Annotated in this window: 16 protein-coding genes; 12 read left to right on the top strand and 4 right to left on the bottom strand. The window is 72.0% G+C overall.

Annotation, left to right across the window (positions count from 1 at the left end; translation table 11 throughout):
• The first annotated feature begins 74 nt into the window (after nucleotides 1-74).
• The 3 genes from HOO61_RS17125 to HOO61_RS17135 all read left to right on the top strand — a co-directional run bounded on the left by HOO61_RS17125 (nucleotide 75) and on the right by HOO61_RS17135 (nucleotide 2,349).
• Nucleotides 75-311 carry a hypothetical protein gene (locus HOO61_RS17125; protein WP_172260640.1) on the top strand — a complete coding sequence of 79 codons (237 nt, stop codon included), beginning with the start codon at nucleotides 75-77 and terminating at the stop codon, nucleotides 309-311.
• Nucleotides 312-440: 129 nt separating this feature from the next.
• Entirely contained in the window at nucleotides 441-1,964 is a 1,524-nt protein-coding gene (locus HOO61_RS17130) for a M1 family metallopeptidase (RefSeq protein WP_172260642.1), read from the top strand.
• Nucleotides 1,965-2,073: 109 nt separating this feature from the next.
• Nucleotides 2,074-2,349, top strand: a complete 276-nt coding sequence (locus tag HOO61_RS17135; RefSeq protein WP_172260644.1) for a Fe-S cluster assembly protein HesB — start codon at nucleotides 2,074-2,076, stop codon at nucleotides 2,347-2,349.
• Nucleotides 2,350-2,436: 87 nt separating this feature from the next.
• Here HOO61_RS17135 and HOO61_RS17140 read toward each other — a convergent pair whose 3' ends face one another.
• Nucleotides 2,437-3,336 carry an NAD(P)-dependent oxidoreductase gene (locus HOO61_RS17140; RefSeq protein WP_172260646.1) on the bottom strand — a complete coding sequence of 300 codons (900 nt, stop codon included), beginning with the start codon at nucleotides 3,334-3,336 and terminating at the stop codon, nucleotides 2,437-2,439.
• Nucleotides 3,337-3,518: 182 nt separating this feature from the next.
• Entirely contained in the window at nucleotides 3,519-4,244 is a 726-nt protein-coding gene (locus tag HOO61_RS17145; RefSeq protein WP_172260648.1) for an SDR family oxidoreductase, read from the bottom strand.
• A gap of 103 nt (nucleotides 4,245-4,347) precedes the next feature.
• Between HOO61_RS17145 and HOO61_RS17150 the strand changes: the two genes are divergently transcribed.
• On the top strand, nucleotides 4,348-5,193 hold the full coding sequence (locus tag HOO61_RS17150) for a LysR family transcriptional regulator (protein WP_172260650.1): 846 nt from the start codon (nucleotides 4,348-4,350) through the stop codon (nucleotides 5,191-5,193).
• 9 nt (nucleotides 5,194-5,202) lie between these two features.
• On the opposite strand, the gene HOO61_RS17155 is transcribed toward HOO61_RS17150, so the two are convergent.
• Both HOO61_RS17155 and HOO61_RS17160 read right to left on the bottom strand, forming a co-directional pair.
• Nucleotides 5,203-6,507: an RNA polymerase sigma factor gene (locus HOO61_RS17155; protein ID WP_367650225.1), complete on the bottom strand. Its 1,305-nt coding sequence runs from the start codon at nucleotides 6,505-6,507 to the stop codon at nucleotides 5,203-5,205.
• Between the two features lie 23 nt (nucleotides 6,508-6,530).
• Nucleotides 6,531-6,878 (bottom strand): YciI family protein, encoded by a 348-nt coding sequence (locus HOO61_RS17160; protein ID WP_253942524.1) that lies wholly within the window; start codon nucleotides 6,876-6,878, stop codon nucleotides 6,531-6,533.
• 197 nt (nucleotides 6,879-7,075) lie between these two features.
• Here HOO61_RS17160 and HOO61_RS17165 point away from each other — a divergent pair, with 197 nt between their 5' ends.
• From HOO61_RS17165 to HOO61_RS17200, 8 genes are all read left to right on the top strand, one after another.
• Nucleotides 7,076-8,224: a PQQ-dependent sugar dehydrogenase gene (locus HOO61_RS17165; protein WP_172260654.1), complete on the top strand. Its 1,149-nt coding sequence runs from the start codon at nucleotides 7,076-7,078 to the stop codon at nucleotides 8,222-8,224.
• Between the two features lie 102 nt (nucleotides 8,225-8,326).
• Complete coding sequence (locus HOO61_RS17170; protein ID WP_172260656.1) at nucleotides 8,327-8,776, top strand: hypothetical protein; 450 nt, start codon at nucleotides 8,327-8,329, stop codon at nucleotides 8,774-8,776.
• Nucleotides 8,773-9,714 (top strand): hypothetical protein, encoded by a 942-nt coding sequence (locus tag HOO61_RS17175; RefSeq protein ID WP_172260658.1) that lies wholly within the window; start codon nucleotides 8,773-8,775, stop codon nucleotides 9,712-9,714. Before HOO61_RS17170 ends, HOO61_RS17175 begins: the two co-directional genes overlap by 4 nt.
• A complete protein-coding gene (locus HOO61_RS24985; protein ID WP_172260660.1) occupies nucleotides 9,711-11,156 on the top strand; it encodes a hypothetical protein in 1,446 nt (481 codons plus the stop codon). Before HOO61_RS17175 ends, HOO61_RS24985 begins: the two co-directional genes overlap by 4 nt.
• A 40-nt stretch (nucleotides 11,157-11,196) precedes the next feature.
• Nucleotides 11,197-12,162, top strand: coding sequence for an ABC transporter ATP-binding protein (locus HOO61_RS17185; protein WP_216659044.1), 966 nt, complete (start codon nucleotides 11,197-11,199; stop codon nucleotides 12,160-12,162).
• An 11-nt stretch (nucleotides 12,163-12,173) separates the two neighbouring features.
• A complete protein-coding gene (locus HOO61_RS17190) occupies nucleotides 12,174-13,022 on the top strand; it encodes an ABC transporter permease (protein WP_253942525.1) in 849 nt (282 codons plus the stop codon).
• Nucleotide 13,023: 1 nt separating this feature from the next.
• Nucleotides 13,024-13,824, top strand: a complete 801-nt coding sequence (locus HOO61_RS17195; RefSeq protein ID WP_172260662.1) for an ABC transporter permease — start codon at nucleotides 13,024-13,026, stop codon at nucleotides 13,822-13,824.
• Between the two features lie 27 nt (nucleotides 13,825-13,851).
• Complete coding sequence (locus tag HOO61_RS17200) at nucleotides 13,852-15,468, top strand: AMP-binding protein (RefSeq protein WP_172260664.1); 1,617 nt, start codon at nucleotides 13,852-13,854, stop codon at nucleotides 15,466-15,468.

The following is a 15,468-nucleotide window of genomic DNA, read 5'->3' on the forward strand; positions in this document are numbered from 1 at the left end:
GCGGCGGGCCACCAAATCGGGCATGTTCGGGCGCGATCGGCGTGGACGCCCTGCCGTTCGTGCACCCTGTCGGCATGACAGCGGTGATGCTCGACGAGACGGCCACGGTGGTCCGTGAGCTCGGTCGTGCCGCCGCGGCGTTCGCTCAGCGCGCCCTGGAGCAGGAGGCCTGTCGCGACCGCGCCCGCCCGGGCACGGCCGTCCAGCACCGCCACGCGCACTCCGCCACGCTGTGGCGACAGGCGGAGTCGAGCCTGCGCGCACGCATCACCGAGCTGGAGGCCGAGCTCGAGGCCCCGTCGGTCCTGTGACCGCCGGCCGCACGCGAGCCCCGGCACGGGGCCCGCGCGCACTTCCTCAACTTGGGAGACGACCGCACGTCGTCGCGGGACGTACGGTCGCCAGATGGGCGCACCGCCCTACGACACGGAGGTCGCGCCATGGGGTCACTCGTCCGGACATCGCGGATCCTCGTGGCGGCGGGCCTCGCGGCCGCCGTCCTCGCCTCGGCCGGAGCCGTGGCCGCCCCGGGCGGGCCCGGTCCGCGGTTCACCGCAGGCGCCGACGGGGTCGGTGACCCGTACTTCCCGCTGGCGGGCAACGGCGGCTACGACGTCACGCACTACGACCTCGACATCGACTACGAGCCCCCGGTGGCGACGGACCCGCCGACACCGCTGGAGCAGCTCCGAGGTCGACTCGACGGTGTGGCGACGATCGACCTCGTCGCGCGCCAGGACCTCGACCGCTTCAACCTCGACCTGCGCGGCATGACCGTGTCGGCGCTGACCGTCAACGGCAAGCCGGCCACCGAGGTCGAGGAGCCTGCACCCGGCGAGGAGGTCGACGGCGCGGCGTACTGGCACGTGCAGGACGACGAGGCGCGCCGCTGGGAGCTGACGGTCCAGCCGCGCCCCAAGCTCAAGGCGGGGCAGCGGGCCCGGGTGGTCGTCACCTACGGCGGCGAGACCACGCGCCCGACCGACGTCGAGGGCGCGCTCTACGGCTGGGTCACCACGCCGGACGGCGCGATGGTGGTCAGCGAGCCGGAGGGGTCGATGACCTGGTACCCGGTGAACGACCACCAGCGCGACAAGGCGTCGTACAGCTTCGAGATCACGGTGCCCGTCGGCAAGACCGCGGTGGCCAACGGTGTGCCGGACGGGGAGCCGGTGACAGCGAACGGCAAGACCACCTGGTCCTGGGACGCCCCGGACCAGCAGGCCAGCTACCTGACCACGGCCTCCGTGGGCGACTTCGAGCAGCGACCGGTCAGGACGTCGGCGAGCGGGGTGCCCATCCTCGACTTCGTCGACGTCAAGCTCACCGACGGCCAGCTCGCGACCACCAACGCGAGCCTGGCGCTGCAGGCGCGGATGATCGACTTCTTCGAGTCCAGGTTCGGCCCCTACCCCTTCAACTCCTTCGGCTCGATCGTCGACAACGACACCGTGTTCTACGCCCTGGAGACCCAGACCCGACCGGTCTACTCGAGATCAGCGTCGCAGGGCACGGTCGCGCACGAGCTCGCGCACCAGTGGCTCGGCAACGCCGTCAGCCCCGACACGTGGCAGTACATCTGGCTCAACGAGGGCTGGGCGACCTACGCGAGCTGGCTCTGGGCCGAGGAGAACGGCGGCCTCACCGCGCAGCAGGCGTTCGCCAACTGGTACGCCCCCGCCCGCACGGCGGCCTACTGGGCACTGCCGATCGGCGACCCCGGTCCGCTCGGGCTCTTCGCGGGTCAGGTCTACAACCGCGGCGCCGGCACGCTCCACGCGCTGCGCGTCAAGGTCGGCGACGAGGCGTTCTTCGCGGCGACGCGCGAGTGGGTCGCGAGGTACGACGACGGGACCGGCACCACCGACGACTTCATGGCCGTCTTCGAGGAGGAGTCCGGGCAGGACCTCTCCGCGTTCTTCCACACCTGGCTGTTCGCCCCGGAGAAGCCCGCGACTTGGTGAGCCGACCACCCGAGCCCAGTCCCGGCGCTCAGGCTCGGCGCCGGTTTGCATGACTGCTGCGTCCGCGCAATGGTGAAGGGGACACATTCTCCCTACGGAAGGAGAGCCCATGCTTGCTCTCACCGAGAACGTGACCGACATCGTCAAGAAGCTGGCCGAGGAGGTGCCGGAGATCTCGGCGCTCCGGATCGCCACCGAGTCGGACGGCGAGTCCCTGTCGGTGAGTCCTGCCGACCACGCCGAGAACGATGACCAGGTCATCGAGCAGGACGGCGCCACGATCTACGTCGACGGCCCCGCCTCGGAGTTCCTCTCCGACAAGGTGCTCGACGGCGGCGTCGACGACGACGGCAACATCCAGTTCGCGCTGGGCCAGCAGGCCTGAGCGCACGCGACTGACGCGACGGCGGAGTCCTGGGCCCATGGGGGTCCAGGACTCCGCTCATGTCCGGACCGTCACATCACGGGGACGTCAGCCCTCGCCCGGGTCGCCCAGCACGTCGCGCCACGAGTGCTGCGGATCGAACCCGACCATGCGGCGGGCCTTGTCGATGGCGTAGAACGTCTCGTCGCGACCCATCTCACGACGCACCTCGACCCCGTCGTAGAAGCGGCCGATGACCTCGTCGCTCGTCGCGGCGACGGACATGTCGGCGTTGGCGACGTTGAAGACCTCGTAGCCGAGTCCGTCCGTCTCCAGGCAGCGCTGCACCATCTGGCCGAGGTCGCGCACGTCGATGTAGGCGAAGATGTTGCGCCGCCGCAGCGCCGGGTCGTCGAGGAAGTCCGGGAACAGCTCGGCGTACTCGTGCGGCTCGATGACGTTGTTGATCCGCAAGCCGTAGACGTCGGCTCCGGTGCGTGCCTGGAACGAGCGCGCGGTCACCTCGTTGGCCACCTTGGACATGGCGTAGGAGTCCTCGGGGACGGTCGGGTGCTCCTCGTCGACCGGCACGTAGAGCGGCTTCCGCTCGCCCTGCGCGAAGCAGACGCCGTACGTCGTCTCCGACGAGGCGAACACGACCTTGCCGATGCCGAGCCGGGTCGCGGCCTCGAGCACGTGGTAGGTGCTGAGCACGTTGGTGGCGTACGTCGCCGAGTCGGCCGTGCGCAGGATGGCCGGCACGGCGGCGAAGTGCACCACGGCGTCGTACGACGGCTTCGAAGGCAGGTCGAGCTCATCGAACGTCGCCAGCCCGGCGAGCGCCGAGTAGACCTGGCCGGCGTCGGTGAGGTCGACCTGCAGGTCGTGCACGTCGGGGTGGTCGAGCGGCACGAGGTCGGCGTTGGTGACCTGGTGGCCCTGCTCGGCGAGGTGGGGAGCCACGTGCCGACCGGCTTTGCCGCTGCCGCCGGTGAAGAAGATGCGCATGGGGACCTTCCTACCGCAGGGCCGCAAGCAGTACCGGCCCCGTCTGCGGACCGTCGTACGGACCCAACCCGCCGGGCCGGCCGGGCGGCACGCTCGCGCGCGTCACGACATCGCCCGTTCGGTCCGTACGACGGTCGCGCGGCCGTGGTCGACGCGCGGCAAGCCACCCGCCCGCCCCCGCCTCACCAGGGCTGGATGCCCGCCTCGTCACGGAAGGTGCCGCTGGGTCCGTCGTCGGGGAGGGTCGCGAGCTCGAGGAACACCGCGGCGCCCTGCTCGGGGGTGCGCGTGCCGCGGTGGCCGTTGAGGTCCGTGGCGACGTGGCCCGGGCACCCGGCGTTCACCAGGATCCCGGTGCCGGCGAGCTCCTTGGCGTAGTGGACGGTGAGGGCGTTGAGGTAGGTCTTGGTGGGGGAGTAGGCGCCGGAGACGGGGCCGAGGGGCTCCGCCTGGGCGGTCTGCAGCGCCAGCGAGCCGACGACGCTCGAGACGTTGACGATCCGTGGCGACACCGACTCGCGCAGCATCGGCAGCATGGCGTTGGTGACGCGGATGACGCCGAGGACGTTGACGTCCACCACGGCGAGCACCTGCTCGGCGGTGACGCGCGACGGCTCCTGCGGCATCCCGCCGGTGATGCCGGCGTTGTTGACGAGGACGTCGAGCCCGCCCGTGCCGGCCAGCTGGGCCGCCGCTGCCGAGACGCTCGCGCCGTCGGTGACGTCGAGCGCGACGGCGAAGACGTCGTACCCGTCGGCCTGCAGCTTGGCTACGGCCTCCTCGCGCCGTGCGGCGTCGCGGGCGCCGACGCCGACGCGGTACCCGAGCCGGGCCAGGCCGGCGGCGATCCCGTAGCCGATCCCCTTGTTGGCGCCGGTGACCAGCGCTGTCTTCTTGGTCTCTGTCATGCCTCGATGGTGTGCCGACCCTGGGCCGGCGATCCAAGACCGATCCGGTGGCGGCCGATACCGCGCCGGTATGGGCGCAGGTCAGCGGCGTACGCTCGATGCCGTGGAGACCCGCGAGCTGCGCTACTTCGTCGCCGTCGCCGAGGAGGCCCACGTCGGACGGGCGGCCGAGCGGCTCGGCATGGCGCAACCGCCCCTGTCACGGGCCATCGCGCAGCTCGAGCGCCGGCTCGGCGCCGACCTCTTCGTGCGTACGCCGCGGGGCATGGCGCTGACGAGCGTCGGCGAGACCCTCCTGCACGAGGGCCGCGCCGCGCTGGCCGCGGTCGACGCCGCCGAGCGGCGCACCCGCCGGGCCGCCGAGGCCCCCGGTCGCGCGCCCGTGGTGCTGACCGCCAAGGCGGGCGCCTCGAGCGAGCTGATGGCCAAGCTGCTCGATGCCTACGCGGCCGAGCCCGACGCCGTGACGGTCGACGTCGTGCTGAGTCCTCCGGGCCACCAGGCGCTGATGCTCCGCGACGGGCGCGCGGACGTCGCGATCCTGCACCGCCCCTTCGACGACACGAGCGGCTTCGACGTCGACGAGCTGGCGACGGAGGGACAGGTGCTGATCCTGCCGAGCGGCCACCCGGCCAGCACGCGCCGCTCGATGACCGTCGCCGAGGCCGGAACGATCAGCGACCTGCCGCTGCCTCGGTGGCCCCGCCTCGACGGGTCCTACCCCGACGGTCCCGGTCCGGAGCTGCGTGACCTGACGCAGGTGCTGCAGCTCGTCCGGCTCGGACGTGCGGCGGTCGTCCTGCCCGAGTCGGTCCGCGCCAACCTGCGCGACGGGCTCGCCGTCGTGCCCCTCTCGGACGCGCCGCGGGTCACGACGCTCATCGCCTGGCCCGCGCACAGCACCTCGACCGGCGTCGCCGGTCTGGTGCGCGCTGCCGCGGCGCTCTGAGCCGCCCCGTCACCCGTGCGTGAGCCACCGGTTGTGCTCGGCCCGGCGCAGGAGGACCCGGCGCTCGCCCTCGTTGCGGGTGCGGGTCGCCGCCTCGGCGAAGCAGGCCGAGGCGCCGGCGTGGCGCCCGGCCCGTTCGAGCAGGTCGCCGCGCACGCTGGGCAGGAGCGGGGAGTCGGCGAGCGAGTCGGGATCGATCGCATCAAGCACGGCGAGACCCGCTGCCGCGCCGTACGCCCGTCCGTGGGCGACGGCGCGGTTGACCTCGACGACCGGGCCGGGTGCGGCCCCGGCCAGGACGTTGTACAACGCCGCGATGCGCACCCAGTCGGTGTCCTCGATCCGCGTCGCGGTGGCGTGCTCGGCGGCGATGGAGGCCTGGAGGAAGTAGCGGCCGACGGGCCGGCCGCGGGAGGCGAGGACGGAGGCCGCCCGTAGCGCCGCCAGACCGCGCCGGATCATCAGCTGGTCCCACGACGTGCGGTCCTGCGCCTCGAGCAGCACCGGGGTGCCGTCCGGGGAGAGACGGGCCGCGGTCCGGGAGCCCTGCAGCTCCAGCAGCGCCTGCAGCCCCAGCACCTCGGGTTCGTCCGGCGCGAGTCCGGCGAGCATGCGGGCCAGCCGGGTCGCCTCGGCGGTGAGGTCGGGACGCATCCAGTCCTCGCCCGCCGTGACGGCGTAGCCCTCGTTGAAGACCAGGTAGACCACCGCCATCACGTCGTCGAGACGGGCGGTCCGCTCCTCTCCCGTGGGCATCTCGAGCTCCGCCCCGGCGGACGTCAGCGTCCGCTTCGCCCGTGAGATGCGCTGACCCATCGTGGACTCCGAGGTGAGGAACGCACGCGCGATCTCGGCGGTCGTGAGGCCGCCGACCAGCCGCAGGGTGAGCGCCGCCCGCGACTCGGGGCTCAGCGAGGGGTGACAGGTCAGGAAGACCAGCCGCAGGACGTCGTCCTCGATGTGCTCCACCTGGTCGTCGAGGTCGGGCATGCCTGCCTCCTCCGGGCCTCCTCGGCCGAGGCCGTGCTCGAGCTCGGCGACCTTGCGGCGCAGCGTGTCGGCGCGGCGGAAGTGGTCGACGCCGCGGCGCTTCGCCGTCGTCATCAGCCACGCCGAGGGGTTCTCCGGGATCCCGGAGACCGGCCACTGCTCCAGGGCCGCCACGAGGGCGTCCTGGGCGAGGTCCTCGGCGAGGTCGACGTCGCGGGTCATCCGGGCGAGCGCGCCGACGAGGCGGGCCGACTCGGCCCGCCACGTCGCGATCACGGCCTCCGTCGGTTCCGAGGGGCCGTCGTACGTCGTCCCTGCCGGCACGTGGCCAGCGTAGTGAGCCGACGTCAGTCGCCGGGCGCCTCAGGTCCCTCGGACACCTGGCGCAGCGTCGAGACGACGGTGGCCTCGGGCCAGTGCTTGGCGTGCAGCTCCGCGAAGAGCCGCTGGTCGGCCACGGCCTCCTCGAGGTCGGCGTACTCCATCAGCGACCAGCCGCCCACGACCTCCTTGCCCTCGGCGTAGGGACCGTCCACTCGGGTCACCTCGCCCTGGCGCACGACGAAGTTGACGGCGTCCTCGATGCCGAAGAGCCCGCCGCCGTCGAGGAACGAGCCGTTGGCGGCCCGTTCTCCGATGAAGACGTCCATCGCGTCGAACAGCGACTGCGGCGGCATGCCGATGTTCTCTTCCATCCTGACGAATCCCATGAAGCGCGGCATCGTGATCGTTCCTCCTGTGTGCGGTGGGTGGGTTCTCGCACGTACGTCGAACGGGCGTGACGCGCTTCGACATCGACCTGCTGCCCTTTTCGGACATCCTTCAGCGACCGGCGCCCACTTGCCACCCCTTCTTGTCACCCCTTCTTGCCACCCCCGCGCACCATGGAGGCATGAAATCCCTCGCCCCCGCGCTCGCCGGGCTGCTCGCCGTGCTGGCCACGGCCTGCTCGGGTGACACCGCGGCGTCCGGCTCGCTCGGTCCCGCGACGGGGGCGGACGACGACGACTGGCCCTTCGCCGTCGAGGAGGTCGACCGGTTCGGCGAGCCGTGGGCGATGGCGTTCCTGCCCGACACCGGTGACCTGCTGGTCACCGAGCGCAGCGGCACGCTCCACCTCCGTGACGCGGACAGCGGCGAGCTCGCCGAGGTCGCCGGCGTGCCCCCGGTGGTCGACGCCGGGCAGGGCGGGCTGGGCGACGTCGTGCCCGCGCCGTCGTACGAGCAGGACGGGCTCGTCTACCTCAGCTGGGTCGAGGCGGGCGACGGGGGCACGGGAGCCGTCGTGGGACGCGCCCGGCTCGACGCGGACGCACCGCGGCTCGAGGACCTCGAGGTCGTGTGGCGGCAGACGCCCAAGGTCGCCGGTGACGGCCACTTCAGCCACCGCATCGCCTTCTCGCCCGACGGCCAGCGCCTCTTCGTCTCCTCCGGCGACCGGCAGCTCGGCGCGCCGGCCCAGGACACGTCCAACACCCTCGGCACGATCGTGCGGGTCACGTCCGACGGCGAGCCGGCCCCCGGGAACCCGCTCGCCGACGACGGCGGGGCGAGCGCGGAGATCTGGAGCTGGGGCCACCGCAACCCGCTCGGGCTCGAGTTCGCGGCCGACGGCACGCTCTGGTCCTCGGAGATGGGGCCCGAGGGCGGCGACGAGCTCAACGTGATCGAGCCCGGGTCGAACTACGGCTGGCCGGAGGTGTCCGACGGGAGCGACTACGGCGGCGGGGAGATCCCCGACCACGCCGACGGCGACGGGTACGCCGCTCCCGCCCGGTCGTGGAACCCGAGCATCTCGCCGGGCAGCCTGATGCTCTACGACGGCGAGATGTTCGAGGACTGGCGGGGCGACGCCTTCCTGGGCGCACTGTCAGGCGAGGCGCTGGTCCGCGTCGAACTCGACGGCTCGACCGCCGGTGAGACGGAGGTCTTCGACATGGGTGCCCGCATCCGGGCGGTCGAGGAGGGCCCCGACGGGGCGATCTGGGTCCTCGAGGACGAGGGTGCGGGCCGGCTGCTGCGGCTGACCCCGGCCGGGTAGGGCGGCTCTCCACAGATCGTCCGGCGGCGGTTTCCGGCCGACGCCGCCCGGGCACCTGACCGACCAGGCGCACCACGGCGCCGACGGGGGCAGGAGAGCCACATGTACGGAGACACCGCGGCCATCCGCAGGCTCGCCGACCGGATGGGCGAGCAGGGCGACGAGCTGCGCCGCGACGCCGACCGGCTGGTCAGCGCTGCCCAGCAGGTGCTGTGGGAGGGCCGGGCCGCCCAGGCGATGCGCGAGCGGACGGCGGCACGCGCCGTCGCCCTGCGTCGTACGGCCGATCAGCACGATGACGCCGCCCAGGCGCTGCGCCGCCATGCCGACGAGGTCGACCGTCTGAAGGACCTCATCCGCCACATCGCCCGCCGGGTCCGCGGCCTCGTCGAGGACGCCCGGTCCCGCTTGGGCGACGTCGCCGACCGGGCCGTCGACCTCGCGCGGCGCATCGCGCCCGACCCCGTCGACGAGGTGTTGGCGGCGTTCCGACCACCGCCGGAGGGTCACCGGGACTGGCTCGAGGTGCGGGTCCCCGGTGGTGCCCGGTGAGCGCCGTCGTCCTCGACCGCGACGGGCGCGAGGTCCAGCGGCCCTCCACGCCGCCGCGCCGGGTACGACTCCCGCGTGCGGCGGTCGACCGGCTCGCCGAGCTGGTCGGCGCACCGTCGCCCGCGACGCAGCTGTCCTCCCGCCGTGCGACCCCGGGGAAGAGCGATCGGCTCGCGACGCCCGGGCGGGGCAGCGGGTCGTCACCGACCCCGGACGAGGGCGTCGACGGCGTCCTGGCCGCCGCCGGACTGGCCGAGTCGGGCGTGCCCACCGACCAGGGACGGGCCGTGCTCGCCGTGTGGCGCGCACCCACCCTGGCGATCGAGCTCGAGGTGCTCGTCGAGCTCCGCAGCGGCGCGGTGCGGGTGCGCAGCCGGCAGTGCGCCCTTGCCGGCTGGGTGGTCTGCCTGTCGACCGCCGACGGTCACCACTTCGAGCTCAGCCGGCTCGCGGCCGACGCCTGGTGGCTCGAGGTCGCCCGCGCCGCCCACGTCGACATCCGCACGCTCCGACCCGTGCCCGCCGCGGAGGCGGTCCCGGACGTCGTCGAGACCCCCTGGGAGCTCCTGCTCGCCACCGGGGAGGCCGTCCGGAGCCGACGCCACGACCTCCTCGACCAGCTGGTGGAGGACCACTCCGGGACGACGCTGGCCGGCGGCTCGACCGACGGACTCCGCACGGCCGACGACATCGACGTACGGCGCTGGCACGAGCGTCTCGAGAGCGCGTCGTGCGGCCGCCTGCACGCTGCCGTCATGGGCCGCAGCGGACCGGGACGACCCGGCGCGGGCGTCGTGGAGTGGGTGCTGCTGCACGACGGGTGGCGGTCGCTGACGCCGTTCAGCCGCGACGGGCGGGCCATGGTCCGTGTCCAGCGCAGGGAGCCGGCCGACCTGCCCGGGGAGCTGGCCGTGCGCGCGGCAGGAGTGACGTCGTGAGCGGCGGAACCCTGCCCCCCATCGAGTCGGTGTCGGGCGGCTCCCACGGCGTCCGGGCGGGCTACGCGCAGATGCGCGCCCTCGCCTCCCGCATCGAACGACAGGCCGGCGACCTCGCCGAGATGGCCGGTCTGGGCGCCCGCGTGATGGCCGACGGTGACCTCCTCGAGTCGTCGGTCCTGTCGCCGTTGACCTTCGCCGACGCGCAGGTGCAGGTACTCGACGCCACCGCCGGTGCCGACGGGCTGGCCGTCCGGGCAGTGGGCCTCGAGGCCGACGCGCTGGGCGTCCGCGCGGTGGTTGCGGCGTTCGAGGCCAGCGATGCCCTCGCGTGGCACCTCGGCGAGACCATCGACAGCACCCTCGGTCGCGTCACGGGCCGCGCCCTCGCACCGGCGCTCCCGGCGCTGCTCGTGGCAGGCGGTCTCACCTACGCCTGGTGGTCGACGGCGTCCGTCGAGGAGCAGGCCGCCCTGGGCGACGAGCTGGCTGACGACGTCGGCCGGCTCGTGCACGACCACCCCGCGCTCGCGCAGCACCTCGTCAACAGCGGTGGCGGGCTCGTCGACGGCCTGACCGGCGGGCTGCTCACCGGCACCGGGCTGCTCGACGGCGGCGGTCCGATCGAGCGCGCGAGCACCAACGACGCGGCCCGGCTGATGGCCCTGCTCCTCGGCAACGACACCGAGTTCACCGTCGAGCGCATCGACGGCGTCGACCCGTCGCCCGTCCAGCGCCGCGCGCCCGGGTCGCTGGAGGACCTGATGGTCTCGCTCGACGACACCCACCTGCTGGACCGGACCGATCCCGACCGCCACGGCGCGATCCAGGTCCAGCGGATCGTCGACGAGCATGGCGAGCGCTCCATCGTCTACCTGCCCGGCACCGACGACATGAGCCCCGTCGGCCGCGACGGCGGACCCGTGCGCGACATGGAGACCAACTTCCAGCTCATCGGCGGGCTCGACTCCGCCTACGGACGCGGCATCCAGCAGGCGATGCTCGACGCCGGTCTCGAGGGCCAGGACGTGATGCTCGTCGGGCACTCGCAGGGCGGCATGGTCGCGACGGCGCTCGCGGCCGACCCCGGCTTCACCCGTCACTTCGACGTCCGGCACGTCGTCACCGCCGGGTCGCCGACCGCGCAGGTTCCCGACCTGCCGGCGGGCACGAGCGCGATCCACCTCGAGAACCGCGGGGACGCCGTGCCGCTGCTCGACGGCGAGGACAACCCCGACCAGCCCCACCGCACGACGGTGTCGTTCGACGCAGGCAGCCACGACGTCGTGGACAACCACGCGCTCGACCACTACATCAGCGGCGCGGCGGCCGCCGACGCGTCGACCAACGGCTCGATCCGTGACCAGGTCGAGCGGATGCGCGACGACGGCTTCCTCGGCACGGGGTCGGCACGGGTCCAGACCTTCGTCATCACCCGGTGACGTGACCCGGCCCCGTCGATCCGGACGTGCCCCGTCCGTCATGGTGGTGAGGTCAGCGGATGATCTAGGGTCGACGCCCGTGACAGAAGCCATGATCTCGGCACGGGGACTGCGCAAGTCGTTCGGCGACTTCGAGGCCGTCAAGGGCATCGACGTCGAGGTGCGCAAGGGCGAGGCCTTCGGGTTCCTCGGCCCCAACGGCGCCGGCAAGTCGAGCACCATGCGGATGATCGCGTCGGTGAGCCCCGTGAGCGGCGGCGAGCTGCGGATCCTCGGGATGGACCCGGCCACCGACGGCCCCGCCATCCGCGGCCGCCTCGGCGTATGCCCGCAGGAGGACACGCTCGACAACGAGCTCAACGTCTTCGACAACCTCTACATCTACGGCCGCTACTTCGGCATCGACCGCGCCACGTGCCGCGAGCGCGCCCGGGAGCTGCTCGAGTTCGCGCAGATCACCGAGAAGGCCAAGGCCAAGGTCGAGGACCTGTCGGGCGGCATGAAGCGCCGCCTCACCATCGCCCGCAGCCTGATCAACAACCCCGACCTGCTGCTGCTCGACGAGCCGACCACCGGCCTCGACCCGCAGGCCCGCCACGTCCTGTGGGACCAGCTCTTTCGGCTCAAGCAGGCGGGGGTCACCCTCGTCATCACCACCCACTACATGGACGAGGCCGAGCAGCTGTGCGACCGCCTGGTCGTGATGGACAAGGGCCGCATCGCCGCCGAGGGGTCCCCGCGCGAGCTCATCGACGCCCACTCGACACGTGAGGTCGCCGAGCTCCGCTTCGGCGTCGGGGAGCACGAGGCGCTCGCCGAGAAGATCGAGGACCTCGGCGAGCGCGTCGAGGTGCTGCCCGACCGGCTCCTCGTCTACAGCGACCACGGTGAGGACGTCGTGACGGCCGTCCTCGACCGGGGGCTGCACCCGATCGCCACGCTCGTGCGCCGCTCCACCCTCGAGGACGTCTTCCTGCGCCTCACCGGCCGCAGCCTGGCGGACTGATGGGATCGGACATGGCCACCGAAGCAGGAGCCGGTACGACGCCCGGCACGGGCCGCCCGGCACGACCCACCGGCTCGCTGTCCGCGTGGGAGGGCATGAGCCGCCAGTACGACTACTGGCTCACCGTCCTCAAGCGCACCTGGCGCGGGGGAGTGGTGAGCAGCTTCCTCACCCCGCTGCTCTACGTCGTCGCGATGGGCGTCCTGCTCGGCGGGTTCATCGAGGGTGACCCCGACCGGCTCGAGGGCGCGACGTCCTACCTCGCCTTCGTGGTCCCCGGCCTCGTCGCCTCGCACGCCATGACGATCGCGGTCAGCGAGTCGACGTACCCCGTCATGGGTGCCATCAAGTGGCACAAGACCTTCTACGCGCAGCTGGCCACGCCGCTCGCCGTACGCGACCTGGTCAACGCCTTCGTCGGCTTCGTCATGTTCCGCGTCGCCTCGGCGTGTGCGGTCTTCATGCTCGTCATCGCACCGTTCGGAGTCTTCGCCACCTGGTGGGGTCCGATCCTCGCCTGGCTGTCGCAGGTGCTCGTCGGCTTCGCCTTCGCCACCCTGGTCTTCGCCTACAGCGCCTGGCTCAGGTCGGAGGAGGGGTTCGGCCTGCTGTTCCGCCTCGGCGTCATCCCGCTGACCCTCTTCTCCGGCGCCTTCTTCCCGATCAGCAACCTCGGCCCGGTGCTGGAGTGGATCGCCCGGCTGACCCCGCTGTGGCACGGCGTCTCGCTCTCGCGGATGTTCTGCGTCGGCCAGGTCGACTGGTCGCTCGTGGTCCTCCACGTCGTCGTGCTGGTCACCCTCACCGTCGTCGGCTGGTTCCTCGCCGTGCGCAACCTCGACCGCAGGCTGGAGGTCTGACATGGCGCTGATCCAGGAGATCCCGGCCCCGCTGACGCCGGCCGCCGCCACCAAGGTGCTGGTGCTGCGCAACTACGTCGTCTACAAGGACGCGTGGAAGCTCTTCATCACCGGCTTCCTCGAGCCGGTCTTCTACCTCTTCTCGATCGGCATCGGCGTCGGCCAGCTGATCGACACCTTCGAGTTCCACGGCGAGGCGATCCCCTACGCCGAGTTCGTCGCGCCGGCCATGCTCGCGACGTCCGCCTTCAACGGCGCGCTCCTCGACTCGACCTACAACGTCTTCTTCAAGATGAAGTACGAGAAGCTCTACGACCAGATGCTCGCCACGCCGCTGTCGACAGGTGACATCGCGCGCGGGGAGATCACCTGGGGTCTCATGCGTGGCTCGGTCTACTCCGCGGCCTTCCTGGTCGTGATGGCGCTGATGGGCCTGACCCACTCGTGGTGGGCCGTGCTCGCACTGCCGGCAGCGGTCCTGATCGCGTTCGCGTTCTCGGCCGTCTGCATGGCTGTGACGACGTGGATGACGTCCTGGCAGGACTTCGACAAGATCCAGCTCGCGCAGATGCCGCTGTTCCTCTTCTCGGCCACGTTCTTCCCGGTCGAGGCGTTCGGCGACGGCGTCCTGCGGTGGGTCGTGGAGGCCACGCCGCTCTACCGCGGCGTGGTGCTGTGCCGCGAGCTGACGACCGGCGTGGTCACCTGGGAGTCGGCGGTCTCGGTGGTCTACCTCGTCGTGATGGGCATCATCGGCCTCCTCGTCGTACGACGCCGTCTCGACAAGCTGCTGCTGACCTGAGCCCCGGTCCCGGGCTAGGTTCGGAGGATGGACTCCTACGCCCAGGGCGAGACGACGCCGGAACTGCTCGACGAGACCATCGGCGACAACCTGGCGCGCACCGTGGCGTCGTACGTTGACCGCGAGGCGCTGGTCGAGTGCGCGAGCGGGCGGCGGTGGACCTGGGCGGAGCTGGAGGCCGACGTCGATGCCGTCGCGCGCGGGCTGATCGGAGCCGGCATCCGGAAGGGCGACCGGGTCGGCATCTGGGGACCCAACAGCGCCGCGTGGACGCTGGTGCAGCTCGCCACTGCGAAGATCGGCGCGATCCTCGTCAACGTCAACCCGGCCTACCGCACGCACGAGTTCTCCTACGTCGCCAACCAGTCCGGCATGAGGCTGCTGGTCGCGGCGACGTCGTTCCGCACGAGCGACTACCGCGCCATGGTGGACGAGACCGCCGCGGAGAACCGGGCGCTGGAGCGCGTGGTCTACCTCGACGACGAGCAGAGCTGGGGCGGCCTGCTGGCCGACGGTGAGGGCGTCTCCGCCGACCAGCTGGCCGAGCGGGCCGCGAGCCTGGCGCCGGGCGACCCGATCAACATCCAGTACACGTCCGGCACCACCGGCTTCCCCAAGGGCGCGACCCTGAGCCACCGCAACATCCTCAACAACGGTTACCTCGTCGGCGAGATCTGTGGCTACACCGAGGCCGACCGGGTGTGCATCCCGGTGCCCTTCTACCACTGCTTCGGCATGGTGATGGGCAACCTCGCGTGCACCACCCACGGCGCCGCGATGGTGATCCCGGCGCCCGGCTTCGACCCGGCGCTGACGCTGAAGGCGACCGCCGACGAGTCGTGCACGTCGCTCTACGGCGTGCCCACGATGTTCATCGCCGAGTGGGCCCTGCCGGACTTCGACACCTACGACCTCTCGTCGGTGCGCACCGGGATCATGGCCGGCTCGCCGTGCCCGGAGGAGATGATGAAGAAGCTCATCGCGGCGGGGATCGACGAGATGACGATCTGCTACGGCATGACCGAGACCTCCCCGGTGTCGACGCAGACCCGCAGGGACGACTCCCTCGAGCGCAAGGTGGGCACCGTCGGTCGGGTCTGCCCGCACCTGGAGATCAAGATCGTCGACCCGGTCAGCGGCGACACCGTCCCGCGCGGCGAGGCGGGGGAGTTCTGCACGCGCGGCTACTCGGTGATGCTCGGCTACTGGGACGAGGAGGAGAAGACCCGCGAGGCCATCGACGGCGACGGCTGGATGCACACCGGTGACCTCGGCGTGATGGACGACGACGGCTACGTCCGGATCACCGGGCGGATCAAGGACATGGTCATCCGCGGTGGCGAGAACATCTACCCACGCGAGATCGAGGAGTTCCTCTACACCCACCCGGACGTCGAGGACGTGCAGGTCGTCGGCGTCCCGGACGAGAAGTACGGCGAGGAGCTGTGCGCGTGGCTGCGGATGCGCCCCGGCAGCGAGCATCTGGACGCCGACGGGGTGCGGGCCTTCGCAACGGGCAAGCTCGCCCACTACAAGATCCCGCGCTACGTGATCGTCGTCGACGAGTTCCCGATGACCGTCACCGGCAAGGTGCGCAAGGTCGAGATGCGCGAGGTGTCGACCGCACGACTCGGTCTCGACTGA

Origin of the sequence: Nocardioides sp. zg-1230, assembly GCF_013155335.1 — a bacterium.
In the GTDB taxonomy this organism is placed as follows: Bacteria; Actinomycetota; Actinomycetes; order Propionibacteriales; family Nocardioidaceae; genus Nocardioides.

Excerpts from the sequence above, each read along its gene's own strand:
- HOO61_RS17125 (WP_172260640.1), top strand. The coding sequence starts at position 75 with ATGACAGCGGTGATGCTCGACGAGACGGCCACGGTGGTCCGTGAGCTC.
- HOO61_RS17130 (WP_172260642.1), top strand. The coding sequence starts at position 441 with ATGGGGTCACTCGTCCGGACATCGCGGATCCTCGTGGCGGCGGGCCTC.
- HOO61_RS17135 (WP_172260644.1), top strand. The coding sequence starts at position 2,074 with ATGCTTGCTCTCACCGAGAACGTGACCGACATCGTCAAGAAGCTGGCC.
- HOO61_RS17140 (WP_172260646.1), bottom strand. The coding sequence starts at position 3,336 with ATGCGCATCTTCTTCACCGGCGGCAGCGGCAAAGCCGGTCGGCACGTG.
- HOO61_RS17145 (WP_172260648.1), bottom strand. The coding sequence starts at position 4,244 with ATGACAGAGACCAAGAAGACAGCGCTGGTCACCGGCGCCAACAAGGGG.
- HOO61_RS17160 (WP_253942524.1), bottom strand. The coding sequence starts at position 6,878 with ATGGAAGAGAACATCGGCATGCCGCCGCAGTCGCTGTTCGACGCGATG.
- HOO61_RS17165 (WP_172260654.1), top strand. The coding sequence starts at position 7,076 with ATGAAATCCCTCGCCCCCGCGCTCGCCGGGCTGCTCGCCGTGCTGGCC.
- HOO61_RS17170 (WP_172260656.1), top strand. The coding sequence starts at position 8,327 with ATGTACGGAGACACCGCGGCCATCCGCAGGCTCGCCGACCGGATGGGC.
- HOO61_RS17185 (WP_216659044.1), top strand. The coding sequence starts at position 11,197 with ATGGTGGTGAGGTCAGCGGATGATCTAGGGTCGACGCCCGTGACAGAA.
- HOO61_RS17190 (WP_253942525.1), top strand. The coding sequence starts at position 12,174 with ATGGCCACCGAAGCAGGAGCCGGTACGACGCCCGGCACGGGCCGCCCG.
- HOO61_RS17195 (WP_172260662.1), top strand. The coding sequence starts at position 13,024 with ATGGCGCTGATCCAGGAGATCCCGGCCCCGCTGACGCCGGCCGCCGCC.
- HOO61_RS17200 (WP_172260664.1), top strand. The coding sequence starts at position 13,852 with ATGGACTCCTACGCCCAGGGCGAGACGACGCCGGAACTGCTCGACGAG.